21 protein-coding genes are annotated in these 25,545 nt (G+C 62.7%); 9 read left to right on the top strand and 12 right to left on the bottom strand.

Features of this window, described 5'->3' with window-relative positions:
* Positions 1-6: 6 nt before the first annotated feature.
* From gor to rpiA, 3 genes are all read right to left on the bottom strand, one after another.
* Positions 7-1,395: a glutathione-disulfide reductase gene (gene gor, locus BBX50_RS08470; protein WP_065774879.1), complete on the bottom strand. Its 1,389-nt coding sequence runs from the start codon at positions 1,393-1,395 to the stop codon at positions 7-9.
* Between the two features lie 190 nt (positions 1,396-1,585).
* Positions 1,586-2,128 carry a DUF2059 domain-containing protein gene (locus BBX50_RS08465; protein ID WP_065774878.1) on the bottom strand — a complete coding sequence of 181 codons (543 nt, stop codon included), beginning with the start codon at positions 2,126-2,128 and terminating at the stop codon, positions 1,586-1,588.
* 117 nt (positions 2,129-2,245) lie between these two features.
* Entirely contained in the window at positions 2,246-2,941 is a 696-nt protein-coding gene (gene rpiA, locus BBX50_RS08460; protein ID WP_065774877.1) for a ribose-5-phosphate isomerase RpiA, read from the bottom strand.
* A 240-nt stretch (positions 2,942-3,181) separates the two neighbouring features.
* Here rpiA and BBX50_RS08455 point away from each other — a divergent pair, with 240 nt between their 5' ends.
* Positions 3,182-3,859 carry an HAD family hydrolase gene (locus BBX50_RS08455; RefSeq protein ID WP_065774876.1) on the top strand — a complete coding sequence of 226 codons (678 nt, stop codon included), beginning with the start codon at positions 3,182-3,184 and terminating at the stop codon, positions 3,857-3,859.
* 116 nt (positions 3,860-3,975) lie between these two features.
* On the opposite strand, the gene BBX50_RS08450 is transcribed toward BBX50_RS08455, so the two are convergent.
* On the bottom strand, positions 3,976-5,868 hold the full coding sequence (locus BBX50_RS08450) for a murein L,D-transpeptidase (protein WP_065774875.1): 1,893 nt from the start codon (positions 5,866-5,868) through the stop codon (positions 3,976-3,978).
* Positions 5,869-6,348: 480 nt separating this feature from the next.
* Here BBX50_RS08450 and fumC point away from each other — a divergent pair, with 480 nt between their 5' ends.
* The 3 genes from fumC (at position 6,349) to BBX50_RS08435 (ending at position 9,859) form a co-directional block, all read left to right on the top strand.
* On the top strand, positions 6,349-7,770 hold the full coding sequence (gene fumC, locus BBX50_RS08445) for a class II fumarate hydratase (protein ID WP_139108222.1): 1,422 nt from the start codon (positions 6,349-6,351) through the stop codon (positions 7,768-7,770).
* A 190-nt stretch (positions 7,771-7,960) separates the two neighbouring features.
* Positions 7,961-9,031, top strand: coding sequence for a GGDEF domain-containing protein (locus BBX50_RS08440; protein ID WP_065774874.1), 1,071 nt, complete (start codon positions 7,961-7,963; stop codon positions 9,029-9,031).
* Positions 9,032-9,214: 183 nt separating this feature from the next.
* Positions 9,215-9,859: a L,D-transpeptidase gene (locus BBX50_RS08435; RefSeq protein ID WP_065774873.1), complete on the top strand. Its 645-nt coding sequence runs from the start codon at positions 9,215-9,217 to the stop codon at positions 9,857-9,859.
* A gap of 22 nt (positions 9,860-9,881) precedes the next feature.
* Here the strand turns inward: BBX50_RS08435 and BBX50_RS08430 are convergent, their stop codons facing one another.
* From BBX50_RS08430 to BBX50_RS08420, 3 genes are all read right to left on the bottom strand, one after another.
* Positions 9,882-10,682, bottom strand: coding sequence for a M15 family metallopeptidase (locus BBX50_RS08430; RefSeq protein WP_244513116.1), 801 nt, complete (start codon positions 10,680-10,682; stop codon positions 9,882-9,884).
* Positions 10,683-10,744: 62 nt separating this feature from the next.
* Positions 10,745-11,353, bottom strand: a complete 609-nt coding sequence (locus BBX50_RS08425; protein WP_065774871.1) for a pyridoxamine 5'-phosphate oxidase family protein — start codon at positions 11,351-11,353, stop codon at positions 10,745-10,747.
* A 114-nt stretch (positions 11,354-11,467) separates the two neighbouring features.
* Entirely contained in the window at positions 11,468-12,376 is a 909-nt protein-coding gene (locus BBX50_RS08420) for an alpha/beta hydrolase (RefSeq protein ID WP_065774870.1), read from the bottom strand.
* 47 nt (positions 12,377-12,423) lie between these two features.
* On the opposite strand from BBX50_RS08420, the gene BBX50_RS08415 reads away from it, so the two are divergent.
* Complete coding sequence (locus BBX50_RS08415; protein WP_065774869.1) at positions 12,424-12,906, top strand: MarR family transcriptional regulator; 483 nt, start codon at positions 12,424-12,426, stop codon at positions 12,904-12,906.
* Positions 12,907-12,924: 18 nt separating this feature from the next.
* Here BBX50_RS08415 and BBX50_RS08410 read toward each other — a convergent pair whose 3' ends face one another.
* Positions 12,925-13,299, bottom strand: a complete 375-nt coding sequence (locus BBX50_RS08410) for a DUF971 domain-containing protein (RefSeq protein WP_065774868.1) — start codon at positions 13,297-13,299, stop codon at positions 12,925-12,927.
* 253 nt (positions 13,300-13,552) lie between these two features.
* Between BBX50_RS08410 and moaA the strand changes: the two genes are divergently transcribed.
* Positions 13,553-14,602 carry a GTP 3',8-cyclase MoaA gene (moaA, locus tag BBX50_RS08405; protein WP_083213587.1) on the top strand — a complete coding sequence of 350 codons (1,050 nt, stop codon included), beginning with the start codon at positions 13,553-13,555 and terminating at the stop codon, positions 14,600-14,602.
* A gap of 270 nt (positions 14,603-14,872) precedes the next feature.
* Here moaA and BBX50_RS08400 read toward each other — a convergent pair whose 3' ends face one another.
* Entirely contained in the window at positions 14,873-17,416 is a 2,544-nt protein-coding gene (locus BBX50_RS08400; RefSeq protein ID WP_065774866.1) for a methyl-accepting chemotaxis protein, read from the bottom strand.
* 455 nt (positions 17,417-17,871) lie between these two features.
* Here BBX50_RS08400 and BBX50_RS08395 point away from each other — a divergent pair, with 455 nt between their 5' ends.
* The 3 genes from BBX50_RS08395 to mobB are packed head-to-tail and all read left to right on the top strand — an operon-like array spanning position 17,872 to position 19,971.
* The gene (locus BBX50_RS08395; RefSeq protein WP_065774865.1) at positions 17,872-18,780 is read left to right on the top strand and encodes a DMT family transporter; all 909 of its coding nucleotides are present in this window, start codon (positions 17,872-17,874) and stop codon (positions 18,778-18,780) included.
* Between the two features lie 10 nt (positions 18,781-18,790).
* Positions 18,791-19,447, top strand: a complete 657-nt coding sequence (mobA, locus tag BBX50_RS08390; protein WP_065774864.1) for a molybdenum cofactor guanylyltransferase MobA — start codon at positions 18,791-18,793, stop codon at positions 19,445-19,447.
* The gene (mobB, locus tag BBX50_RS08385) at positions 19,444-19,971 is read left to right on the top strand and encodes a molybdopterin-guanine dinucleotide biosynthesis protein B (protein WP_139108221.1); all 528 of its coding nucleotides are present in this window, start codon (positions 19,444-19,446) and stop codon (positions 19,969-19,971) included. The genes mobA and mobB overlap by 4 nt, the downstream gene beginning before the upstream one ends.
* 37 nt (positions 19,972-20,008) lie before the next feature.
* On the opposite strand, the gene BBX50_RS08380 is transcribed toward mobB, so the two are convergent.
* The 3 genes from BBX50_RS08380 to BBX50_RS08370 form a co-directional block, all read right to left on the bottom strand.
* Positions 20,009-21,610 (bottom strand): tetratricopeptide repeat protein, encoded by a 1,602-nt coding sequence (locus BBX50_RS08380; protein ID WP_065774862.1) that lies wholly within the window; start codon positions 21,608-21,610, stop codon positions 20,009-20,011.
* Between the two features lie 243 nt (positions 21,611-21,853).
* On the bottom strand, positions 21,854-22,597 hold the full coding sequence (locus BBX50_RS08375) for a polysaccharide deacetylase family protein (RefSeq protein WP_065774861.1): 744 nt from the start codon (positions 22,595-22,597) through the stop codon (positions 21,854-21,856).
* 141 nt (positions 22,598-22,738) lie between these two features.
* A complete protein-coding gene (locus BBX50_RS08370) occupies positions 22,739-25,135 on the bottom strand; it encodes an OmpA family protein (RefSeq protein WP_065774860.1) in 2,397 nt (798 codons plus the stop codon).
* Positions 25,136-25,545: the final 410 nt, after the last annotated feature.

Genomic DNA, 25,545 nt, shown 5'->3' with positions numbered 1-25,545 from the left:
AGGCGTTCAGACCCGCTCGCCCTTGCGAATGCGGTAGGACGGCGAATACATCGTCACCAGTTCCTCGGCCGCCGTCGGATGCACCGCCATCGTCCGGTCGAAATCGTCCTTGGTGCAGCCAGCCTTCAACGAGATGCCGAGCAGCTGGGCCATCTCGCCAGCATCATGGCCAAGGATATGGGCACCGAGTACCTTGCGGTCAGCGGCGTTGACGATCAGCTTCATGATCGTCTTTTCCTTGCGGCCGGAAAGCGTCGCCTTCATCGGGCGGAATTCGGCGCGGTAGACCTCCAACTCGTCGAAACGGCGCGCCGCCTCTTCTTCGGTCAGGCCAACCGTGCCGATCTCCGGCTGCGAGAAGACGGCGGTGGCGATCAGGTCATGATCCGGCGACACCGGATTGTTCTTGTACTCGGTTTCGATGAAGCACATGGCTTCGTGGATCGCAACTGGCGTCAGTTGCACGCGGTCGGTGACATCGCCGAGCGCGTAGACGCCGGGCGCGCTGGTACGTGAGAACGCGTCAACCACAATCGCACCGCGCTCGTCGGTCTTGACGCCCGCCGCCTCGAGGCCGAGCCCCCGGGTGTTCGGCACTCGGCCAAGCGCCAGCATCACCTGGTCGGCAACGATCTCGCCGTGTTTTTTCGTCTGCGCCACGCGTCTCCCGTCAGCGTCAAGCGCGACAGACTGGATGATGTCTTCGCACAGGATACGGATGCCCTTTTCCTCCATGGCCACATGCAGCCCGCGGCGCAGGTCTTGATCGAAGCGCGAGAGTATTTCCTTGCCGCGATAGATCAGCGTCGTCTCGACGCCGAGGCCGTGGAAGATGTTGGCGAATTCGACGGCGATATAGCCACCGCCGGCAATCAGGATCGATTTCGGCAGTTCTGCGAGATCGAAGGCCTCATTGGAGGAAATGCAGTGCTCGTGTCCAGGCAGCGCATCGTGCGGCGTCGGGTGCCCGCCAACGGCGATGACGATGCGCTCGGCCGTGACCGTCCTGCCGCTGTCGATAAGGCGCACGGTGTTCGGACCGACAAGCTCGGCGCGGGTATGCAGGATCTCCGCGCCGGCATTGTCGAGGCCCTTCTGGTAGAGCCCTTCAAGGCGGGTGATCTCCTGCTCCTTGGCGGCGACCAGCTTCCTCCAGTCAAACCGGCTCTCGCCGACCGACCAGCCGAAGCCGGCCGCGTCCTCGAAATGTTCGGAAAACTGCGACGCATAGACGTAGAGCTTCTTCGGCACGCAGCCCCGGATGACGCAGGTGCCGCCATAGCGGAACTCTTCGGCGATCGCGACCTTCTTGCCGAGGCTCGCCGCAAGGCGCCCGCTCCTGACGCCACCGGACCCACCACCAATCACGAAGAGGTCATAGTCGAAAGCGGGCATGAGCAGTCTCCTGAAAGCAATCGCGCCGAATTGGCAAATGGAACGCGGATCGACCTATCTCACGGTCAACACGCAAGCGGGCGGAACAGAGGGGCCGCACCGAAGGTGCACATATAGTGGTGCCCCCCGGCAAAAGAAAAGCCCGGATCGCTCCGGGCTCATCGAAACGTGATCGTTCGGCGGTCGTCGATTACTGCGCCGGGGCCTGGACGGCGCCTTCGGCTGCCGGCTGCTTACCAACCTTGTCGTCGAGCGACTTGGTGGCTTCCTGGGTGAGGTCACGCGAGACGCCTGCGGCCCAGATGTCGGCAGCCTTCAGCAGTTCGCGCGAAGCGATCGGGCCATCGTTCAGGAGCTTCTTGCCGGCAGAAGAGTTGTAGAAGTCGGTGATCGCGGTCAGCTCTTCGAGCGAGAAGGTCTTGGCGTAGATCGTTGCGGCTTCACGCTCGAGGTCAGCGCGGCGCGCAGCAAGGGTGAGAGCCTTCTCGTCGACCGTCGCGGTGATCAGCTCCTGATGGTTCGGTGATGCCTGGATCAGCGTGTTCTTCAGCCGCTCAGCGAGGTTCGGCAGAATATTGTCGAAGCTGTTGGTGACGCCAAGCGCCGCGATCGTCGCGCGCGCTGCCTTGATCTGGTCTTCGGAGACGTCCTGGGCCTTAACCGCCGGAACGGATGCGGAAAGCAGAACCGCGGTGGCAGCGAATGTGCGGACAAGACCTGCGAGTTTGTTCATTGTTACCCTTGCTCCTGTGTTTGTCGCATGCAGCCCGGGCGATTGCCGCCGCCAGGCCGCATGTGTGGAAACCTGTCCTTGCCGCTCCCTGCTCCTCACGGAGCATCGGGAGCCGGCTCAGGACGCGGTCAGAATGCGTGCTTCTTCCGGCCCAGCAATGATCGCCAGCGACGCGATGTTGATGAAAAGCCCGTGCTCGACGACGCCGGGAATGGCATTCAGCTCTCCTGCGAGCGCATCTGCATCAGGAATACGGCCAAAAGATGCATCGAGAATGAGGTGTCCGCCGTCGGTCATGAAAGCCCCGTCATGGGACTGACGCACCGCGATTTCCCCCGAAAGACCAAGGCGGGAGGCCACCTTCTCGATCGCGATTCGCGTTGCCACCTGGCCGAAGGGATTGACCTCGATCGGCAGCTTGAAGGCGCCGAGAACGTCGACGACCTTCGATTCGTCGGCAATCACGATCATCCGCTTCGAAGCACTGGCGACTATCTTTTCGCGCAGCAGCGCGCCGCCGCCACCCTTGATCAGTCGCAGCCGATGATCGACCTCGTCGGCACCATCGATCGTCAGATCGAGCTCCGGCAGTTCGTCCAGCGATTTGAGCGGCACCCCGAGTTCGAGGCAAAGACGCGCGGTGCGTTCCGAGGTGGGAACGCCCTCGATGCGATAGCCTGCAGCAACCTTCTCGGCCAGCAAGCGAACGAATTCCTCAGCCGTCGAACCGGTGCCGATGCCAAGACGCATGCCGTCCTCGACATATTCCAGTGCCGCGGCTGCGGCTTTGATTTTCATTTCGCGGGCGTCCATGCGCCGGTCGCTCCCTTGTACTTCCCACGATCAACGTGATTCTGCCGGCCGACATCGCTGCAACAGCGTCGGCAGCCGCTTTTCCGCTGAGACACTTACACGCCCGACGACGCAAACAAAAGTCAAAATGAAATCACTGCCGAGGATTCCGCATGCATCCTGGCCTATACTTTCCATTGCATTCTTGGGTGACTTCGCCTACCCGGACTGCAACGGTTTGCGGTGTCATGAGGTATTTCGGTGTCTTCTCCCATTGTCGTCTTCGATCTTGACGGAACACTTGTCGATACAGCCCCGGACCTCGTCGCCAGCCTCAACCACGTGGTCGCGCAAGCAGGCCTCGAACCGGTCACCTATGGGGATCTCACCCATCTTGTCGGTCACGGCGCCCGCGCCATGATCGAGCGCACCTTCGCGCTCCGCCAGAGGCCGCTCGATGACGCGCTTCTGGATCGTCAACTGAAGGATTTCGTCGATTTCTACCACGGCACGATGCCGGGCGATTCGCTGCCCTATCCGGGCCTGGTTGCCGCGCTCGACCGACTTTCGGACGCCGGTTTCACGCTGGCGGTCTGCACCAACAAGCCGGAAGGCCTGGCGAGGCGCCTGCTCGAACGCCTCGGCCTCATCGACCGATTTGCCGCCATCTCCGGCGGCGATACCTTCGAAATCCGCAAGCCGAATGCCGATCACCTGCTGCGCACGATCGCCAATGCGGGCGGCGCAGCCGAGCGCTCGGTCATGGTCGGAGACAGCCTCAACGACATGCTTGTCGCCCGCAATGCCTCCGTGCCGTCGATCGCCGTCCCCTTCGGCTACTCCGACGTTCCGGTCGAGCGCCTGGAGCCGACCGTCATCATCCAGCACTTCGACGAACTGACGCCGACGTTGGTGACCGGCTTGTTCGAACCGAAATAGCAGACAGCAAAAAGGCCGCGCGAAGCGGCCTTTTCTCATCGCTCGGATCCTATCATCGTTTCATCGAAACCCTGAAATGATCCAACGCTTTAAAACCGCTTCTTCCCGGAATTGCCTTAGCCTTCCGCCCCGCGGGCGTTTCGCGTCGCCTCGAAAGCGCGGTTCACGTACATGTCACGTTCATAGACGTCGTTGAAATACTCAACCGCGCCGTCCTTGTTCGGCCAGGCGGTGAAATAGGCGACGTAGACCGGAACCTTGACCGGAACCTGAAGCGCCTTGTTGTGGCCGCCGGCGATCTCGTTACCGACGTCGTCGATGCTCGTTCCAAGCACGGCCGCCGCCATGCGCCGCGGATCGGCAAGGCGCACGCAACCGTGGCTCAGCGCCCGGTTGTCACGATTGAAGAAGCTCTTCGACGGCGTGTCGTGCATGTAGATCGCGTGGCTATTGGGGAAGAGGATCTTCAGTTCGCCAAGCGCATTGTCGCTGCTCGGCGGCTGGCGCACCGCGACCGATGCGGTCGAGCCGTACCAGTTGACCGACGAGGACGGGACCGCGCGGCCGCCGACCTCGACCTGATAACCCATCCGGTCGAGATAGTTCGGGTCGTTCCTGAGCTTCGGCAGCATCTCGTTGACGATGATCGATTGCGGTACGCCCCAATAGGGATTGACCTCGACCGTCTGGATCTCGTCCTGGAAGAAGTAGGTCTGGTTCGCCTTCGAGCCGACCACGACGCGCATCGAGAACTGCTCGGCGCCGTTGTCGGTATAGGTCGCAGTGAAGGCCGGCTGGTTGATGAAGACATAGCGATCGCCGAGACCATCCGGCAGCCAGCGCGATTGCTCCATGGCAATCTCAAGCTTGTTGATCTTGCTCGTCACCGTGTCGCCGCCGGTCAGGATGCGCAGCGACGCCTGGCCGACGACGCCGTCCGCCTTCAGACCGTTTTCCTTCTGGAACGCCTCGACCACCATCACCAGCTCCGGCGTATAGTCCGGCGTGCCCTGGTAGGCGGCAAGCACCGCAGCGTGTTCGGCCTTCAGGGCTTCGGAGCCCTTGAGGCGGATACCGGCGACGATGTTTGCGAGCTCGGGATTGCTCTGGCCCGGCTTCAGCAGGGTGCCTGGCGCGATTTCGACGCGCTGCTCCGTGCCCTGTTCCGACCGCAGCTTCTCCAGCTCGACGGAGAGCGCCGCGAACTGCGCGCTCTTCGGGTTCTGGTCGTTGAGCAGCGTGGCCACGTCGCCGCTCGCCGACATCTTGTCGAGAAGCGGGCCGAGTTCGACCGTCTTGCGCTTGAAATCGTGATAACCGGAGATCTTGTTCGGATCGATGCGACCGCGCACCGTGTCCTGGATGTAGCTGAGCGTTGCCGCGGAAAGCGAGATCTCGAACTGCAGCAGTTCTTTCTCGCGCGCGATCATGTCGCCCCGATCGAACGTATCCGCCGGCACGGTTACGGCATAATCCTGCGGGTCGAGACCGACCTTGGCGGCATCGGCAAGAACGGCAACGGCAGCCTTCGCCTTGGCGCTGACACCTTCGGCACCAATCCAGATGAAGTCCGTCCGGCCACCGTAGTGAGCCTCGACAGCCTTGGCGACATCGGCGGAAGCGCGAACGTTGATCTCAGGCAGGAACTGCCGCGCATCGGCAAGCGGCGGGCGCAGCATCGGCGGCAGGGCATCGTTGCGCACCGAACCGGTGACGACGGGGTCAAGCAGCTTGTCGGTCGAGATGCGACGCAGCGGCTCCGCCTTGTAGGTGTAATATTTCGGGCCCGTAACCTTTGGCAGCGGCTTGGCCGCGTTTTGCTGCGGGTCGACCATCGTTCCGACGCCCGGCAGCGCCTCATAGGCTGGGGCCCGCTGCGCGTCCGGCTTCTTCCTGCCTGCCCGGATGAAATCGCCTAGCGTGAAGGCCGAAGCTGGCCGCGCATCCATGGTCGCGATCGCACAGCCGCTCATGAGCGCCACGATCGCTGCCGTCTTAATAACTCTCATATGAAACTACGTCCCCGTATCGCGTTGTCGCCGAATTCGACTGAAGCCAAATTCTCGCCACGCCCTCGTGCAGCAAAAGTTATAGAAAAGGATGGTGAATGAAAAGGAAACGCGCTGACGCCAACCGCCTTCAACTCTCTCTCCAAATGCTCGGAAACACCTCATTTAGAAGACGTTCGAGCGACGATAAAAATTTGATCCATATGGATTTTATTGTGGCGGCAGCGGTGGAACGCACCCGGGCGCCTGATCGGTGCGTGAAAAGAAGGCGACGCCTGTGACCGAAACATCACAACGGCGAAGGCGGGTCGGCAACCTTCGAATCACGGCCGCCCGGCGCGCGCTTCCTTGCGCTGCAGCCTTTCAAACGATTGTAGCATGGCAAGCCTGACCACGCCCCTTTACAAGCTCAGGCAGGCGGGGCAGAGAGAGGCCCGACACGCTGGGGAGGTGCGCCATCCCGCCCCTCGCCCAGACTTCATGAACCGCATGATCAAGGCAGGTATCACGATGACATCGACGCGCACGGAAACAGATACGTTCGGCCCCATCGAAGTGGCAAACGACCGCTATTGGGGCGCCCAGGCCCAGCGTTCGCTCGGCAACTTCAAAATCGGTTGGGAAAAACAGCCGGCCTCGATCGTCCGGGCGCTTGGCATCGTCAAGCAGGCTGCCGCCCGCACCAACCAGGCGCTTGGCCGTCTGGATTCGACGGTCGCCGATGCCATCGTGAAGGCATCGCAGGAAGTGATCGACGGCAAGCTCAACGACCACTTCCCGCTCGTCGTCTGGCAGACCGGTTCGGGCACCCAGTCGAACATGAACGCCAACGAAGTGATCTCGAACCGTGCAATTGAACTGCTCGGCGGCGTCATGGGCTCGAAGAAGCCCGTGCATCCGAACGATCACGTCAACATGAGCCAGTCGTCGAACGACACCTACCCGACGGCTATGCACATCGCCTGCGCAGAGCGCGTGATCCATGACCTGCTGCCGGCGCTCAAGCACCTGCACAAGGCGCTCGAAGCCAAGGTCAAGGCGTTCGATCACATCATCAAGATCGGCCGTACCCACACGCAGGACGCAACGCCGCTGACGCTCGGCCAGGAATTCTCCGGCTATGCCGCTCAGGTCGCCTCGTCGATCAAGCGCATCGAGATGACGCTGCCGGGCCTTTGCGAACTCGCCCAGGGCGGCACGGCCGTCGGTACTGGCCTCAATGCGCCCATCGGCTTTGCCGAGAAGGTCGCCGAAGAGATCGCCAAGATCACCGGCATCGCCTTCACCTCGGCGCCGAACAAGTTCGAGGCGCTGGCCGCCCATGATTCCATGGTCTTCAGCCACGGCGCGATCAACGCGACCGCAGCTGCCCTCTTCAAGATCGCCAACGACATCCGCTTCCTCGGCTCCGGCCCGCGCTCGGGCCTCGGCGAACTGTCGCTGCCGGAAAACGAGCCCGGCTCGTCGATCATGCCCGGCAAGGTCAATCCGACCCAGTGCGAAGCGCTCACCCAGGTCTGCGTCCAGGTCTTCGGCAACCACGCGGCGCTGACCTTCGCCGGCAGCCAGGGCCATTTCGAGCTCAACGTCTTCAATCCACTGATGGCCTACAACTTCCTGCAGTCGGTGCAGCTGCTTTCCGACGCAGCCATCTCCTTCACCGACAATTGCGTCGTCGGCATCGAAGCGCGCGAGGACAACATCAAGGCAGCGCTCGACCGCTCGCTGATGCTGGTGACCGCACTCGCACCGAAGATCGGCTACGACAACGCAGCCAAGATCGCCAAGACCGCGCACAAGAACGGAACGACGCTGCGCGAAGAAGCGGTCGGCGGCGGCTACGTGACGAACGAGGAGTTCGACGCGGTCGTCCGCCCCGAGACGATGATCAGCCCGGCCTGACCCATTTTGACACGCCACGGCGCTTGAATGGCGCCGTGGTTTCAGCTCGCAAAGGCGCACCCGGTCAGTGGAAACAGCCGCAACCGGACAATGTGCGCCACGCGGCGGCGGCAAATATTAAGACTTCGCAAATCATTTGCCCCTAAAAATCACAACCAGTAAGCAGTGATTAATATTAGGGGGTTTGCAGATGCAAACGGCAAACTCGGGCAAATCTCAGACGCCCGATATCGCAGCGCAGGTGACCCATGCCATGCGCATGATGGGTGTGGCACCCATCCCCCGCAATTACGAGCTCTATTACGAAGCCTATCTTGGGTCCAACCCGCAGCTGTCAAAGGAGCTCGCGGCACTCGGGAGCCGGGCGACTCAGGAAGAGCTGGACGCGATCGGTGCGCAGTATTTCAGCCATATTCATCGCTCAACCGGGATTGAGCGCGCCCACACCACACTTGCGGCCAAACTTGCCGAACTCGTCACGCTGCTGAAAGACGAGCAATACGCACTCGAGAACTACAACAAGGTTCTCGACGAGGCCTATGTCAACATTGTCAGCAAGAGTGCGTCCAGCGCCGACATCCTGCGCCATGCCATCGGCATTCTGACGGATGCGACGGCCGAGACGATGAACCAGGGCAAGGAACGCGTCCAGACGGTCGTTCAGAAATCCTTCGAGATGGAAGTCATCCGGCAGGAGCTCGACGAATACAAGCGCATCGCCAACACGGATTCCTTGACGCGGCTCGCCAACCGCCGGGCCTTCGACGACAATCTCGCGGCGGTCTACAACAATGAGCACCTGAAGAATTTTACCGGCCTGCTGGTTGCCGATATCGACCACTTCAAGAAGGTCAACGACACCTTCGGCCATCCGGTCGGCGACAAGATCCTTGCGACCGTCGGCGGCGTGCTGCGCGCCAATTTGCGCCGCGAAGCCTTCGTGGCGCGCACCGGCGGCGAGGAGTTCGCCATCATCCTCGGCGACAGCAGCCAGGAAGAATGCCTGCAGATTGCCGACCGCATCCGCACCGTGCTTGCGGCAACGCCGTTCCGCAACTCGAAGACGGGGGTCAATTACGGCCCGATTACGCTTTCCGTTGGTGTCTGCATGGCAACGGCGGCAGAGGATCCCGTCGATCTCTACAACAAGGCGGATATCGCGCTCTATTCGGCCAAGAATGCCGGCCGCAACAAGACTGTTCTTTTCGAAGACGGCATGCGCAAGGAATCCGGCCGAAACTGGCTGATCTACCGGCGCTGACGCACGGCTCCTGATGCTGTCCTGCAACTGACAATGGGCGCCCCTTCCGGGCGCCTTTGACGTTTGAAAGCCGCGTTCCTTTGGAAACAGCCGCTTTTCGCCACAACCGCTAGAACGGTCCTCAACGGGGAACAACCGCTTGAGGACAGGCGCGGACGGTTCCCGCAACCGAGGGGAACCACCATGAAGACCATTCTCGCAGCCCTGATTGCCACCAGCTTCTTTACCGGTGTCGCCCCGTTGGCTAAGGCCACGGACGACGCGCCGATCACGGTCGCCTCGCTCGATAGCGCCGCTGCCAAGACGAGTACGCTTCAGCTTCTTTCAAAGGATGGCGCAAAATCGAAGACCGCGCGCCGGAACATCAGCCAGTCACCGATCCCGCGCGAACTGGTTGCCTTCAACGAAGCTGTCGCCCCAGGTACGATCATCGTCGACAATTCCGAGCGCCGCCTCTACCACATCCTCGGTGGCGGCGTTGCGGTCAAATATGCGGTCAGCGTCGGCCGCAGCGGCTTCCTGTGGACCGGCACCAACACGGTCAGCCGCAAGGCCGAATGGCCGACCTGGACGCCGCCGGAAAAAATGCGCGCGCGCGAGGCGAGGAAGGGCAAGATCCTGCCGATCAGCATGAAGGGCGGCGTCGACAACCCGCTCGGCGCGCGCGCCATGTATCTCGGCTCCACCATCTACCGCATCCACGGCACCAACCAGCCGTCGTCGATCGGCAAGGCGATGTCGTCGGGCTGCATCCGTATGGCTAACGAGGACGTCGAGCACCTCTATGCCAGCGTCGAGATCGGCGCCACGGTGATCGTTCGCAATTGAGCTTGTAACGAACCACCACCGGCTAGCGGCCGCAGGCGTTGGCTCCTGCGGCCCGGGCGATCGCAACCAGCTCTGGCCGGTACTCGAAATGCATCGTGTCGAAGTGATACCAGCGGCCGCCCCAGATGAAGCCGTGCCGCTCGAAGATCGCGACAATCTCCAGCGGATAGCGATTGCGAAAGGCACCACCACCTGCCTTGCCGGCCCAGCGCCAATAGTCGGCGAAGTCCGTGTTGAGATCGATCGCCGCACCGAAGCTGTGGACAGAAAGCGTTGAAGCACCGGCAATGGGTCGCCAGTTGAACGTACCGGCGCTTGGCACGAGATAGCGCCGGAGTTCCGTCCGCCGCGAAAGATCGGCTGCGACGGCTTTGAGCGCCTGCGCCGCGCCGTGCCTCTTCGTCACCCGCAGGCGTTCTCCGAACCAGCTGACGGTGACGAGATCGCGCCGGACCGAGGCGGCGTTGCCGCCATAGAGCCTTTTCAGCAGCGCTTCGCTGCGGATACGCCCCGGATCGAAATCGACGGCCGGAGGGCGCGCGCAGGTGCCCAGCGGATAGATCTGCGACAAGCTGTCTTCGATATCCGCCTTGGCCAGTTTCTCGACGTGGCTTTTCGTCCTCCCGTCATCGATAACGAGCGGCGCCCCGCCATCCCTGAGGATCAGGGCATTGCCGTCGACACGGTCTATGATGTCAGGATAGGCAGCAACCAAGGCGGACAGTTTTTCGGCGAGCGTCGGCTCCGAAGCCCACGCCTTGCCAGCCAAGACGGCGAGCAGGCAGAACGCGGCGGACACACTCGTCAGACCTTGCCGCCTCACCCTCGCCTCCAACCGCCAGCCCATCTAGACGGGCGACCGGCCCAGTCTGCCCGGACGGCAGCTTACCACATGGTCTTGGCAGCGCGCTCCGGCCATTCGCGGTCATAGGTCTCGCGATCGAAATCCGCCTTGGCGGCTTTGAGCAGCGTGCCGGGGGTCGGCAGCGATGCCGGATCGAGGAAGCGTTCGGGGTTCCACAGCTGCGCCCGCATGACGGCGCGGGCGCATTGGAAATAGACCTCGACGATCGTGACGACGATCACACTGCGCGGATGTTTGCCGTCAACCTCGAAGCTCCCGGTCAAGTCTGGATCGACGCTGAGGACCGCCGTGCCGTTGATGCGCATCGTCGTGTTCGAGCCGGGGATCAGGAACATCAGCGCCACACGCGGGTCACGCACGATGTTGGCCAGCGAATCAACGCGGTTGTTGCCGCGCCAGTCGGGCAGCAGTACCGTCCTGTCGTCGGCGATCCGGACAACGCAGGCGTCGTCGCCGCGCGGGGAACAGTCGAGCCCTTCCGGCCCGACGGTGGCAAGCGCGCAGAATGGCGAGGCTTCGATCATCTGCCGATACTCGGCCGTCAGCGCCTTGGTCACCTTGGCCACCGACGCTTCGCTGGCGCCGCCATAGAGCGCACTCAGTTCCTCGACCGAGGTGATCACCGACATGCCGTCCTCCAATGCTGCCTGGCTCCCCACGTGCCGCGCTCTCGCAGCCACGGGTTTCAATCGTCCCATCGACCGATAGCATGACAGCCTGATGACGACAGCAACGAAAAATGGTCAGGCGGCGGCTTTTTGATCTTCCGCGTGTATGAAGGCGTTGATCCGCGCGATCACCGGTGCAGCCGAAACAATCCGGCGGTGGCCGAGGCCGTTTGCCCAATGCATCTCGACATTCGGTCCGGCCGCTGCATAACGACGCGCATGATCGGCCGCGACCTCTTTGTCGTCCTCGGCATGAATGATCAGTGTCGGCACGGCCAGGACGCTGATCACCCTTGCGGCGTCGAAGTCCTCGAGACGACGGCCGGAGAGCCGTTCGACCACGGCTTCGAAGGCAGCCTGCGTTTTCGGAGCCAGGCGAAGAACCTTTCCGAACCCCTTGAATAGCCACGTCATCTCGCTGGGGGCACCGATCAGGACCAGCTTCCTTGCAACATGGCTGCGCACATCACAGACGATGCCGCCGGCCGAGCATGCAAGACTTGCGCCGCCGAAGGAATGGCCGACGCAGACGTCGAAATTGCCGAAATGCCGCCAGGCGGCGTCGATGGCGCGCACCGCGTCCGGCATGGTCAGCGTTCGTCCAGGCGAGCCGCCGTGACCTGGCCAGTCGAGCGTCACCACCTCCGCGCCGCCGTTGACAAGACCGTCGATCATTGCGGCCAGATAATCGCTGCGCGATCCCCAGCCATGGACCAGCAGGATGCGCTTGGCATTCGCCGCACCGCGCGGCGCCGCGAACTGCCGTGCCAGCACCCAGCCGCCGGCATAGGAAAGCGTCACCGGCTGGCCCTTGGCGATCACGGGCTCTGCGGCGACAAGCGCCGCCTTTTCCTTGGCGTTCTTCGGCTTTCGGCCGGGCGTGACGCTGAAGAGACGGAAGGCGAGCTGGCCTGCCGCCTCGGGTGAAAACACGGCGACGCCTTTCAGCGCGTTGCGGATGACCTTGATCGCAAAGGATGCCATAGTGAGAATCTCTTTATATGTTCAATGCTGAACATAATTGTACAACGATGAACAAAAATCAAGTGACGACAGAACATCATTTTCCCTGGGACCATCCCCGCTTCCGCAGCTGGATCGCCGTTGCGCGTGCCTGCCAGCTCATGCAGCAGACGGTGACGCGTGAGATCGCTCATCTCGACATCAAGCCGCCTCACCTCGATATCCTGATCAACCTCTACCGCTTCGAGGGCATTTCGCAGCAGGAACTGGCACGCAAACTGCTGGTTGGCCGCTCCAATATGAGCATGCTTCTACCGCAGCTCGAAAAGCGCGGCCTGATCCTGCGCCGCGGCGACGAGAAGGACAAACGCGTGCTGCGGTTGTCGCTGACCCAGGAGGGGCGCAACCTTACCGAGGCAGCCATGGAGATCCACACGGCGCTGATCGAGAAATTGCTGGACGACGAGCCGTTGGAGGACTGCGTGGTGGTCACGCGATCCATGGAGCGGCTGATCGGCATGCTGCTGAAGGAAGAGGACGAACTGGCCTGACGAAAGGCGCAGCCAACGTCAGCGCGGCTTTTCCGCCCTGTCGCGCGACATGCCCTTGTCGGCAAGTTCCTGCTCGTAGCCGGCGAACAGGTCTCCACCTTTTTCGCCGAGTTCGCGCAGATAGGTCCAGGTGAAGATGCCGGTGTCGTGAAAATCGTCAAAACCGATACGCACCGCATAGTTGCCGGTTGGCTGCACCGAAATGATCTGCACGTTACGCTTGCCAGGCACAGTCACCCGCTGTCCGGGACCATGGCCCTGCACCTCGGCAGACGGCGATAGTACGCGCAGCATCTCGGCTGAAAGATCGAAGGAGGCGCCGTCGTTGAAGGTGATGACAAGTCTATGGCGATCCTTCGACACCCGAAGTTCCGTCGGCCAGATTTCGCTCATATCGACTGCTCCCGTTCGCATACGGCAAACACGTTGCCGCTCATTCGCCGTGATCCGCCGGCTGTTTCATGACATATCGTCCACTGAAACCTCCCGCCCCCGATGCGGCGCCAAGCGTGGGGACGGATATCCACTAGCGCAGAAATCGGCTTGCGAGAATTACCCTGCTCTTCCGATCAACACTTTGCGACAGTATGCGCCTTGACGCGACCATCTTCGGCGACGACATTGAAAGCGCTGGGAGAAAGACATTTTGAACACAGCCACGATAGATAGACTAGGCGCCCTGCCGCTTCAGCAGAAGTCGGCTCCGATGATCGACCCCTTCGGCAGGGCGATCACCTATCTGCGCGTGTCCGTCACCGACCGATGCGATTTCCGCTGCACCTATTGCATGGCCGAGCACATGACCTTCCTGCCGAAGAAGGATCTGCTGACGCTCGAAGAACTGCACCGGCTCTGTTCCGCCTTCATCGCCAAGGGCGTGCGCAAGCTGAGGCTCACCGGCGGCGAACCGCTGGTGCGCAAGAACATCATGTTCCTGGTGCGCGAACTCGGCAAGGAGATCGAAGCTGGCCGGCTCGACGAGCTGACGCTGACCACCAACGGCTCGCAGCTTGCCAAGCATGCGGCTGAACTTTCCGATTGCGGCGTCAAGCGCATCAATGTCTCGCTCGACACGCTCGACCCGGCAAAATTTCATCAGATCACCCGCTGGGGCGACCTTGCCAAGGTGATGGAGGGCATTGATGCGGCCCAGGCGGCCGGCCTCAAGATCAAGATCAACGCGGTTGCGCTGAAAGGCTTCAACGACGCGGAGATCCCTGACCTGATGCGCTGGGCCCACGGCCGCGGCATGGACCTGACCCTCATCGAAACCATGCCGATGGGCGAGATCGAGGAAGACCGCACCGACCACTATATGCCGCTCTCCGAGATGCGCCGGCAGCTGGAAAAGAGCTTCACATTCTCGGACATTCCCTACCGCACCGGCGGTCCCGCTCGCTATCTCGAAGTCGCCGAGACTGGCGGCCGGCTCGGCCTCATCACTCCGATGACGCATAATTTCTGCGAGAGCTGCAACCGCGTCCGCCTCACCTGCACCGGCACGCTCTATATGTGCCTAGGCCAGAACGACGCCGCCGACCTGCGCACCGCGCTCCGTGCGTCGGAAGACGATGCCTATTTGAGCCAGGTGATCGACGAGGCGATCGGCCGCAAGCCGAAGGGCCACGACTTCATCATCGACCGGGACCATAACCGCCCGGCCGTCGCCCGCCACATGAGCGTCACCGGCGGCTGATCGTCCCGCACAATACCAACTTAGAAGAACAACCGGCAGGCGGCCCCTCAACCGCCTGCCGGCACCTTCTCCACGCAGTTGGGGAGAAGGGATGTGGGGCACACGTTCGTGTCCCCACGTATGCCGTATAGGTGTTTCAACGGTTGGCGCTCGGCTGCCTACCGTGGGCCGCGCCACAGGGCACGTCCCCTCGCCCCGCCTGCGGGGAGAGGGTTAGGGTAAGGGGCAAGTCCGCACCGACAATGCCAAAATCGACACTCGCAACGAGACCTAAGCCGCGTAGGTGCGACGCCCCTGCGCCTGCGCACCAATACCTTCCGTCCCGGTCCGGAAGCGCTCGATCTTTTCGTTGAGCGCCTCCACCTGTCGGCGCAGGCCATGGATTTCGGCGGTGTTCTCCTCGACCATGGCGGCGTTCTGCTGAGTGATCAGCTCGACCTCGTGCACGGCCGAGTTCACCTCATTGAGGCCGGTATATTGGTCGGCGGCCGAGGCCTCGATGTTGCTGACGAGGTCATGGATCGTGGTGATGTGGCTGTTGATGACGGTCAGCGCATCCCCGGTCTCCTGCACCAGCGCGACGCCGCTCCTGACCTGCGCCGAGCTCTCCGAGATCAGCCCCTTGATCTCGCGGGCAGCCCCGGCGCAACGCTGGGCGAGTTCGCGCACTTCCTGCGCCACCACAGCAAAACCACGGCCGGCCTCGCCTGCCCGCGCCGCCTCGACACCGGCGTTCAGAGCCAAAAGGTTGGTCTGGAAGGCGATCTCGTCGATGACGCCGATGATCGTGCTGATCTTCTCCGACGAACGGTTGATCTCCGCCATGGCGTCGATCGCCTTGGAGACCACCTGACCGGAATGCTTGGCATAGGAGTTGGTTTCGCTGACCGATACGGTCGTCTTGCGGGCGCTCTCCGCGGTCGCACGGACGATGTCCGTCAACTGTCGAAGGGCGCGCGAGCTTTCTTCGAGCGCGGCTGCCTGCTGCTCGGTGCGGCGCGCAAGATCGTCCGCCGAAGAGGCAAGATTGCCGGTACCGCCGGTGATCTCGCCGGTGACAAGACGGACATCGGCGAGCGTCGCGCGCAATGCCTCGACCGCGTTGTTGTAGGTGCGGGCCATGATCACATAGTCGGCCGGCAGGTCTTCGGCCATGCCTTCCTCGAGGTTGCCGTCGGCGAGCGCTGCAAGAACGTCCGACAGGGCGTTCAGCGCCTGCATCTGCTCGGCCTCGATCCGGGCCCGCTCCGCAGCCCGGCGTGCGTCTTCTTCTGCGGACAGCGCACGAGCGGCCTCCGCCTCGCGTCCGAGCCGCACGTTTTCCACCGCGTTGTCACGGAACACGGCAACCGAGCGCACCATGTCGCCGATCTCGTCGCCGCGGTTGCGGCCCTCGATCGCGACGTCAAGGTCGCCATTGGCAAGGCGCGTCATCGTTTCCGTCACGCGCCTCAGCGGCCCGCGCAGCGTCTCGACCAGCATCAGCCCGCCGATGATGGCGAGCAATGTGCCGGCGACCATCGCCACGATCGAGACATCGGCCGAGCGCTGGCTGTCGACCTTGCCGGCCTCCTGCGCGCTGCTGACGAAACTTTCGAGCGTCGTGCTGGCGGTAGCGACGAGCGCCGAGGCTTCCGCCTTCGCCGCCTGCCAGCGCCCGCCGACGTCGATCAGCGCCGCCGTATCCTTGTCGATGTTTTCAAGCGAGGGTCCGAGCTTGGCCGGCAGATCGCGAAGGGCCGCATTCTTGCCGCCGAGCTCGGCGAGCTTGCCCGCCGTTTCGCGAACGGCCTTGATATCCGCCATCACCAGGTCGCGGCTTGAGCCATCGAGCTTGCGATGCAGCTCGCTGATATGCAGCCGCGTGCTGTCGAGACCCTTGAAGGTCTCGCCCATCAGTGCGATCAGCGTCTTCAGCTGCGAGATCTCGGCATCCATGCCAACAAAGCGCTTGGCGGCCGTGTCCGAATTCTTCGCGGCCTCCTTGGCGAAGTCAGCCTCATATTTCGAGAACTTGCTGAGGATCGGCACGAGCGCGTTCTTCTTCGCCTCGTTGTCTTCTGAACCGGCGAGAATCGCCTGAACCTTCAGCGCCTGCCCCTTCAACTCTGCGATCGGCGCCTGCACCTTTTTCGAAGCGATTTTTTCGGCCTCGTCAATCTGTTTCAGGAGATGCGGCAAAAGCTTGCCCGCCTGGTCGATCTTGGCCTCGGGATTGACGGCCATGGTCACCGGCAGGCGGAACTTCTTGATCCGCTCGGCCAGCCCCTGATAGGCGGCGGCATCGAAAAGCAGCGCCTTGGCGAAGGCTTCCTTCTCGCCGGATTCCTTGCGGATGATGTCGATCTGCTTGTAGGCGCCGTTGCCCTGCTCGGTCATGTCGGCGAGAGCCGCCTCGAGCGAAGCCGTCACCTGATCTCGTTCGAGCTTGGTCGTCCAGAGCTTTTCCGTCTGGCTGCGCATCGCCTCGCCAAGCGCCAGCACCGAGGCGATCTCCGCCTTGTCCTCGCCGCGGCTCAACAGCCCGTCGAGCGCCTTGACGCCGCTTTCCTGCTCGTCGATCTCGCTTGCAAGTGCAGCGCGCGTTTCCTCGCTCGGCGCATCCGAGAAGGCCTGCAGCGCGCTGCGGAGCGCCTGGAAGTCCGAGAGATTATTGATGGTTTCCCGCGTCACGGTCATATGACCGTTGAGCGTGCGGGCGGTGAAAAAGCCGATAAGGCCGATACCGGCGATCAGCGCGACGAGCGGAACCACGAAGAGCAGAACCTTCGTGACGATTCGCAAGCGTTGCAGCAGGCGATCGATGACAGACATTGCGCACCCCTGATTATTCTTATGGGAACAGGCCCGCGCGGCGGCTTCTTCTTGATCGAAGCAATGTCTGGATATTTGCCGAAACCTCTCCCGGGTTTCGACGAACACCCCTGGAATGGCCACCCTGCAAAGGTCTACCCTCGGGCCACCCCGCCGATCGCGTCATGCGAATGGATGCGGAATTGTGGCGACGATAGGCAGCGAAACTTAAGATTCCACGAATAAACGCATGAACGAGGGGTACGTTTTACCGCCGCGCCACAGTCTTTCGGGCAAAGGATCTTGGCCGAACCGAACGCTTCTACTTGCACCGAAAGAAAATCCGGCGCTGCCGATGATCCCATTTGCACAAGACGGCGGCCAGTGCTTAAACATTGGGCGATCCACGCCCATGGATTCGCCTCCCCATCCGTCGGCAGGCAATCGCCCCCTCCCGGCGCCGCAGGACAGCCAGCATGCAAGCCTCCACCAATTTCCGCGGCATTCTTTTTATGTGCCTGGCAATGGTTACGTTCTCCTGCAACGACGCGCTGGTCAAATCCGTCACTGGCGCGATGAATGTCGGCCAGATCATCTTCGTGCGGGGGCTCTTGACGACGCTGATGGTGGTGATTGCGGCCCGGCACTTTCGTGCCTTTCGCCCGCTTGGCACTCTCATGCGCCCGGTGATCCTGCTGCGTATCGCCATGGAGGCGCTGGCCTCGGTCACCTATATTTCCGCCCTTGGCCAGATCCCGCTCGCCAATGCGTCTGCGATCATGCAGGCGCTGCCGCTCGCCGTGACGCTCGGCGCCGCCCTCTTCCTCGGTGAACCGGTCGGATGGCGCCGCTGGACGGCCATCATCGTTGGTTTCATCGGTGTGTTGATCGTGCTCCGGCCCGGGCCCGAAGGCTTCACCCCGGCGGCACTGACGGTCGTCGGTTGCGTTTTCGTCACCGCGACCCGCGATCTCTGTACCCGCCGCATCGGCCATGACGTCCCGTCGCTCTACATCACCGTGTCCACCTCGCTTGTGACCACGATCGTCGGCGCGGCCCTCGTCGTGCCGATGGGCGGCTGGCAGCCGATGTCGACGACGACATTTGGCCACATCGCCGCTGCGAGCGTTCTTCTGATGCTCGGCTATCAGACGATCGTGCTGGCGATGCGCGCCGGTGACATTTCGGTCATCGCCCCCTTCCGCTACACCAGCCTGATCTGGTCGATCCTGATCGGTATTTTCTTCTTTGCCGAAGTGCCTGATGCGTGGATGCTGGCGGGTGTCGCGGTCATCATCGGCTCTGGCCTCTATACATTCTACCGCGAGACCCGGCGCGGCAGGAAGGCGGTCGCCCAGCGCTCGCTGACAGGCCCGCTGGAATAGGAGCCGTCGGATGTCCAAGACCTCTCCAATCAGTCCCCGCCTGCCCGCCGTCATCCTCGCCGGTGGACTGTCGCGCCGCATGGGTAGCCCGAAGTCGGCCCTCCTCCTTGGCAGCCGGCCGATGCTCACGCGGATCGTCGCGCGGCTTCGGCCGCAGGTCGAAAGCATCGCCCTCAACCTGAACAGTGAGCCCACGGACGCCGTCTCCCTAGGCCTGCCGGTCGTTGCCGACACGGTTCCGGGCTTTCTCGGGCCGCTCGCCGGTGTGCTTGCGGCCATGCGCCATGCGGCGACGGCCTCCTCCCAGGCATCCCACGTTCTGGTGGTGCCGACCGACACGCCGTTCTTTCCGACCGATCTCGTCGCTCGGCTCGCCGAAGCAATGACGGTACGTCAGCAGATTGCCGTTGCGGCATCCGCCGGCCAAATGCATCCGCTGTTTGCGCTTTGGCCAGTGGCACTGGCGGACGCACTGGAGATCTGGCTGTCCAGCGACCCGAAGCGGCGTGTCCGCGCCTTCATCGAGCGCCACCCGTCGGTGACCGTCGACTTTCCGCTTGTCGCGACGGCAAAGGGCGCGTTCGATCCGTTTTTCAACGTCAACACGCCGGGTGATCTCAACGAAGCAGAAGAATGGTTGAGCCTTTTCGAGGACAGAAACGCATGACCGCCATGAAGATCTTCGGCATTGCCGGCTGGAAAAACTCCGGAAAGACCGGACTGATGGTACGCCTTGTCAGCGAGCTGACGCGGCGCGGCTACGTGGTCTCGACCGTCAAGCATGCGCACCACGATTTCGACATCGACAAGGTTGGCGCCGACAGTTACCGCCACCGCGAGGCCGGCGCCCACGAGGTGACGATCGTTTCCAACAATCGCTTCGCAATCATGCACGAATTGCGTGGTGCTCCGGAACCAAGCTTCGAGGAGATCCTGGCGCGGCTTGCTCCTTGCGATCTCGTGCTCATCGAAGGCTACAAGCGCGAGCCGATCCCGAAGATCGAGGCGCGGCGCCTGGAATCGGCAAACCGCGAGCCGCTGGCGCCCACCGATCCGCACATCTGCGCGATCGCCGCCGATCACCCGGTCGCCGACAGCGACCTGCCCGTCTTCGACCTGGACGACACCACTGTCATCGCCGATTTCGTCGAAAAGGTCACCGGCCTGCAGCGCAAGGGCGACACTGTCTGACGACTGCGTGTTTCCTTTGCGCGGGCGCTGCGGGGCTTCAAGGCTGCGTGGCGTCGCGATACCCTTTCGGCAACCCTGCGAGCGCCTGTCGTGCCTTCTGCATCCCTTGCGCGGCTGCCTTGGCATACCATTCGGCGGCCGCCGAAAGGTCCTTCTCCACACCGTCGCCTCTGGCATAGGCGATGCCGAGATTGAATTGCGCGTCGGCATTTCCTTGTTCGGCGGCTTTGCGGAACCATGTGACGGCAGCCGTAGGGTCGATTTCCACGCCGATGCCATTGAGATGGGCCATGGCGAGATTGTACTGCGCCAGGGCATAGCCCTGTTCGGCGGAGAGCTTGTAGAGCCGCACCGCCTCTTTCGCGTTCCGTTCGAGACCCTGGCCATTTGCGTACATCACAGCCAGATTGAATTGGCCGCGGGGATCTCCGCGATCAGCGAGCGTCAGAAACCAGTGGTGAGCTTCCGCGTAGTTCTCGGCCACGCCAGTACCATTCAGGTACATGACGCCGACATTCATCTGGGCTTTGGAATCCCCCTGCTTTGCCGCCTTCAAGAACAGTTCGAACGCCGCCGCCTCGTCCTTCTCGACGCCGCGCCCCAGCATGTAGAACGTCGCTAGATCCACCTGCGCCGAAACCATGCCCTGGTCGGCCGCCTTGCGGCACCAAGTCACTGCCTCCCGATCATCGCGCCCGACGCCGAAGGCGCGCACATAAACGCCGCAGAGCAGGTTTTGCGCGTCTTTGTTGCCGGCGTCCGCAGCAGGGCGGAGCCAGCGAACACCCTCCTTGGCATTGATCCGCCCGGCCTCGCTGTTGAAATAGAGCCGTCCGGCATCCGCTTGCGCCTCGACGTTTCCCTGTTCGGCGGCACGCAGGTACCAGCGCTGCGCTTCGGCTACATTGCGTTCTACACCAGCACCTTTCTCGTACATGAATCCGAGATTGTACTGAGCGCGGGCCTCGCCGGCGATCGCGGCTCGCGACGTCCATCGGTAAGCCTCCGCGTCATTCCTCAGCGTGCCATTGCCCTGAAAATAGGCGATGGCCAGATTGTGCATGGCCGCAACCAGCCCTTGCTCTGCCGCCTTCCGATACCATTCGAAGGCCGCGGCCTGGTCGCGCTTCGTGCCGCGCCCCTCCTGATACAGATAGGCGAGGTTGTATTGGGCCGGGGCATAGCCCTGTTCGGCTGCCAGCCGGTAGTAGGCGACCGCCTGCGTCTCGTCCTTGGCGACACCCAACCCGCGTTCGTAGATCACCCCGAGATCATACTGGGCAGCCGGCGTATTCTGCTCGGCGGAGAGCCGAAACCATCGTCCGGCCTCGGCATAGTTCTGTTTCACACCTTCCACGCCATTGAAGTAAATGGTGCCGAGATGGAACTGCGCCTTCGCATTGCCCATCTCGGCCGCCTTCCGGTACCAGCCGATGGCCTTCATGAAGTTGCGCGCAACGCCCTCGCCGGTTTGGTAGCGCATGCCGAGATCGACCTGCGCCTCGACATCGCCTTCCTCGGCCCGCTCCAGCACCTGCTCGAATGGTGGCAAGGCCGTGCCTGCACCACCCGCGCGTGCAGGCAACGAGAGCACCGGCGACAACAGTGCGACAATGAGCCCGAAGACGACACGTTTCATCCATCCCTCCGGAGTCAGTCGCATAGTGCGACAAGGCTACGGGGAGCCGCCAGTAACGAAAAACGGATTTCGACAGACCGCTACTTTGCATCGAGCAGCGGCTTCAGGCCGACAAGGCGAGAACTGCTTTGGACAGCGGGCAATCTTTCACAGCCCACACCTGTGCCTTGCACCGGGTGCCTGCGGCACCTCGGGCTTCTTTCAACGCTGCGGACATTTTCCGGTTTCAGCCGCCGACGGCCGTCAGTTCGTCGCGCCGACGGTCATTTCATCCGGAATATCGTTGAGGCGGACGAAGTTATAGCCCTTGGCCTTGAGGTCGAGGATGCCGCGGGCAACACCCGCACCGGCCGCATGGGTCGGCTGATTGATATGGGCAATGATGACGTCACCGTCCCTGGCATTGCGAATGCGCTTTTCGGCCACAGCAGCGCCGAGCAGCGAGCCGCCGTCGCCGTTCACCGAATAGCCGGCGATGCGGTAGCCCTTGGCGCGGATCTGGCTCATCGACGAATGGGTGTATTTGGCGGTCGCGCCGCGGAACCAGCGCGGCGCCGGAAGGCCATGCTGGGTGATTGCCTTCGCTCCGCCGTCGATTTCGGCCGAAACCGCGGCCTCCGAGCCGGCTGCGGCAAGGCCGTAGACGGAGATCTTCACATCGATCGGCGGCACATGCATGGCGCCGTGGTCTTCGATCTCGAAAAGATCGGGATGCGCCTTCATGACTTCGACGACGAGGCCGTTGCGCTTCAGCCAGCGTGCCGTGACGAAGATCGTAGCCGGAATGCGGTTTTCGATCAGCGTGCCGAGAATGCGCATGTCGGTTGCACCGCTGCAGGCATCGAGCGTCAGCGCGACGCGCGGCGCATCCGTTTTGCCCGCGGGATTGGCGGGAAGCCGCAGGTCCGGCTCGACCAGCCCCGGCGCAGCATTGGCTGACTGGGCAAGCATGGCAAGAGCAATAAGCGGCAGGGCAAAGGCTTTCATGGCAATCCGGGGGAATGAAATGATGTGAGGCGATCTCAAAACGATAGAAACCCGCCTTTTGCGAGGCGGGTTTCCGGGATTTAGGCGGGCAGTCCTGCCCGAAGCTGGATCAACGCTAGGTGCTAGCGCCGAGCGGCTTTGTCAGCGCTGCGCGACCGGGCGAACCAGCGGGGTAACGCGGCGAACGGTGACGCGGCGGTTCTGCTGCTCGGCATCCTGCGTGCGCACCTTGAGGAATCGCTCGCCGTAGCCCTGCGTCACCAGGTTTTCCGGCGGAATGCCATAGGCCTCGGTCAAGAGCGACGCGACCGATTCGGCGCGCTTGTCGGAGAGCACGAGGTTCGAGCGATCCGAGCCGACGGCATCGGTGTGGCCTTCGATGAAGAAGGTTTCACCCGGATCCTTGGCGAGGATCTTCTCCATCGCGGCAGCAACCTTGCGCATGGTTTTCGCCTGCGACATCGACACCTCGGCGCTGCCCGTCGGGAAGGTGATCGTGTCGAGATCGACGCGGCGAACCTTGTCGCGCAGGCGAGCGGAATGACGGACTTCATCGATCGTATAGACGCGCTCGACGCGCTCCACCGGCGGCTCGGCCAGGAACTCGTAATAATCACGGTCCGGGTCGTCGGAGACGTCGGCGATGTAGTCACGCACCGGAATGCGCAGGCGCATCGGCGGCAGTTCGTAGCCGACGTCGATGATCGCCGGACGCGGACCTTCGTCGCGCTCAGGCGCGTAGATCATCAGGTACTCGTTGCCGTCGCGATCGACGCGTGAACGCTGCAGGATGTCGCCATAACGGTTGTAGACGGTGACGATCCGGTAGCCGCCGGGGCGCACGATGGTTTCGCGGGTGCGGCCGCGCGGAAGCTGGTCGTAGAAGGTTTCCTCCGCATCGTAGCGCAGGCGCGGACGGTCGTCGCCGCGTACGAAGATCTGGTCGCCGACGCCGAGGATGACCCGGTTGTCGACCTGCTCGACGATCTTCACCTCGGTCATGTTGTTGGTGATGTTGTTGACCGTCGTGTTGTTGTTGATCACCGTATTGTTGATCACGGTGTTGTTGATGATATTGGTCGTTTCCGGAACCACGAAGACCGGCGCCTCGTCGACGCGCGTACCCTTTTCCGTCAGGTTCGCCTCGATCTTCTGCGGCAGGTCAGCCTGGAGCTCGGCGGAGATTGCGGCCTGGGCGGCAGCATCGTCTACCGGTGCCGGCGCGTCTTCTTCGTTGGCGCGCAGTTCCTCGCGCAGCTTCTGGCGCTGTTCGCGTGCCTGGTTGCCGCCGGCATTGTCGGCGTCCTTGTCGCTGTCGAGAACGGCTGCACCGTTTTCAACCGGCAGAACCACGGTCTCGTCGGTTGCCGCCGGGTCTTCGGCGATCTTCACCTTCTCTTCCTCCGTGCGGGTATCGACCACTTCCGGAACCGGCTGCTGCACCTGCGGCTGCTGCTCGGCGGTTGCCGGCTGGCCGTCGGCGCCAGGCACAGGTTGCCCCTCGCCGGTTTGCGGCTGCTCGGTACCTGGCACTGGCTGGCCCTCGCCCGTCTGCGGCTGCTCGGTACCGGGCACTGGCTGGCCCTCGCCCGTCTGCGGCTGCTCGGTACCGGGCACTGGCTGGCCTTCGCCGGTCTGCGGCTGAGGCTCTACGGCCGGTGCGACTTCGCCGCCAGCCTTCTGCTCGTCGGTCACGACAGGCTGTTCGCCAGCCTTCTGCTCTTGCGTCGCGGGGGCTTCCTCACCGGCCTTCTGCTCTTCCGTCACGACCGGTTGCTCGGCAGCCTTCTCGCCTTCAGGTGCCGGCTGCTGAGCGGCATCAGGTTGAGCCTGCTCAGTGGCCTTCTGCTCCTCTGCCGCCTTGCGGGCGGCTTCTTCTTCAGCGGCCCTCTGCTGTTCTGCGGCCTGGCGGGCAGCTTCGTCTTCGGCTGCCTTCTGCTGCTCGGCTGCCTTGCGGGCGGCTTCCTCATCGGCTGCCTTCTGGTCTTCTGCAGCCTTCTGCTGTTCGGCGGCCTGGCGCGCAGCTTCCTCTTCAGCAGCCTTCTGCTGTTCAGCGGCCTGGCGCGCGGCTTCCTCTTCGGCAGCCTTCTGCTGTTCAGCCGCCTGGCGAGCGGCTTCCTCTTCGGCAGCCTTCTGCTGTTCAGCCGCCTGGCGGGCGGCTTCCTCTTCGGCAGCCTTCTGCTGCTCGGCTGCCTGGCGCGCAGCTTCTTCCTCGGCAGCCTTCTGTTGCTCGGCCGCCTGGCGTGCGGCTTCTTCCTCTGCGGCTCTCTGCTGCTCGGCCTGCTGACGGGCGGCCTCTTCTTCGGCAGCCCTCTGTTGTTCTTCCGCTGCTCTCTGCTGCTCTTCTGCCTGGCGGGCAGCTTCCTCTTCAGCCTGGCGCTGCTTCAGCAACAGCAGCTCTTCCTCAGACTGACCACCGCTTTCCTGTGCAACCTCGAATGGCTTCATCAGACTGTCGGCCACGGCGGGTGGAACCGCGACGGAGACCGACAGCACCGGCAGCGCTACGGTTGCGAAAAGCTTGGATCGAATCGACATTTTGTCTTCCTTCCTCTTCCTGGGAGGTCCTGGCCCGCATCCTCACTCCTATCCATGACACGCGGAAGAAGCGAATGCGAACGCGAATACTTACGGGGCCTTGACCCAAGGTTCCGGCTTTTTTGTGTTGTCCTCGGCAACAGCCATCAGGCGCAACGTCCGAACCACGCGCCGGTTCCAGCATAAGGGCTAGCGGAGGCAAGATTAACCGCGCCTGAACGCACCGTTCATCTTCATTCCGCCACTGCCTTCGCAATCTCCGGTCGAAATCCATTTCCCGTTGAGGGCTTTCGCTTTCCTGTTGATTTTTACAGGAAAAGAGTACGAATATCGCCGCAACCGGCGGCAGACGCCCCGGCTGAAATTGGCATCCGTGAAAAACAAAAAACCGGATGTCGGCCAACAGAGAG

Origin of the sequence: Ensifer sp. LC11 (assembly GCF_001695835.1) — a bacterium.
Classification (GTDB): Bacteria; Pseudomonadota; Alphaproteobacteria; order Rhizobiales; family Rhizobiaceae; genus Ensifer.
This window is presented reverse-complemented; position numbering and strand designations above follow the sequence as displayed.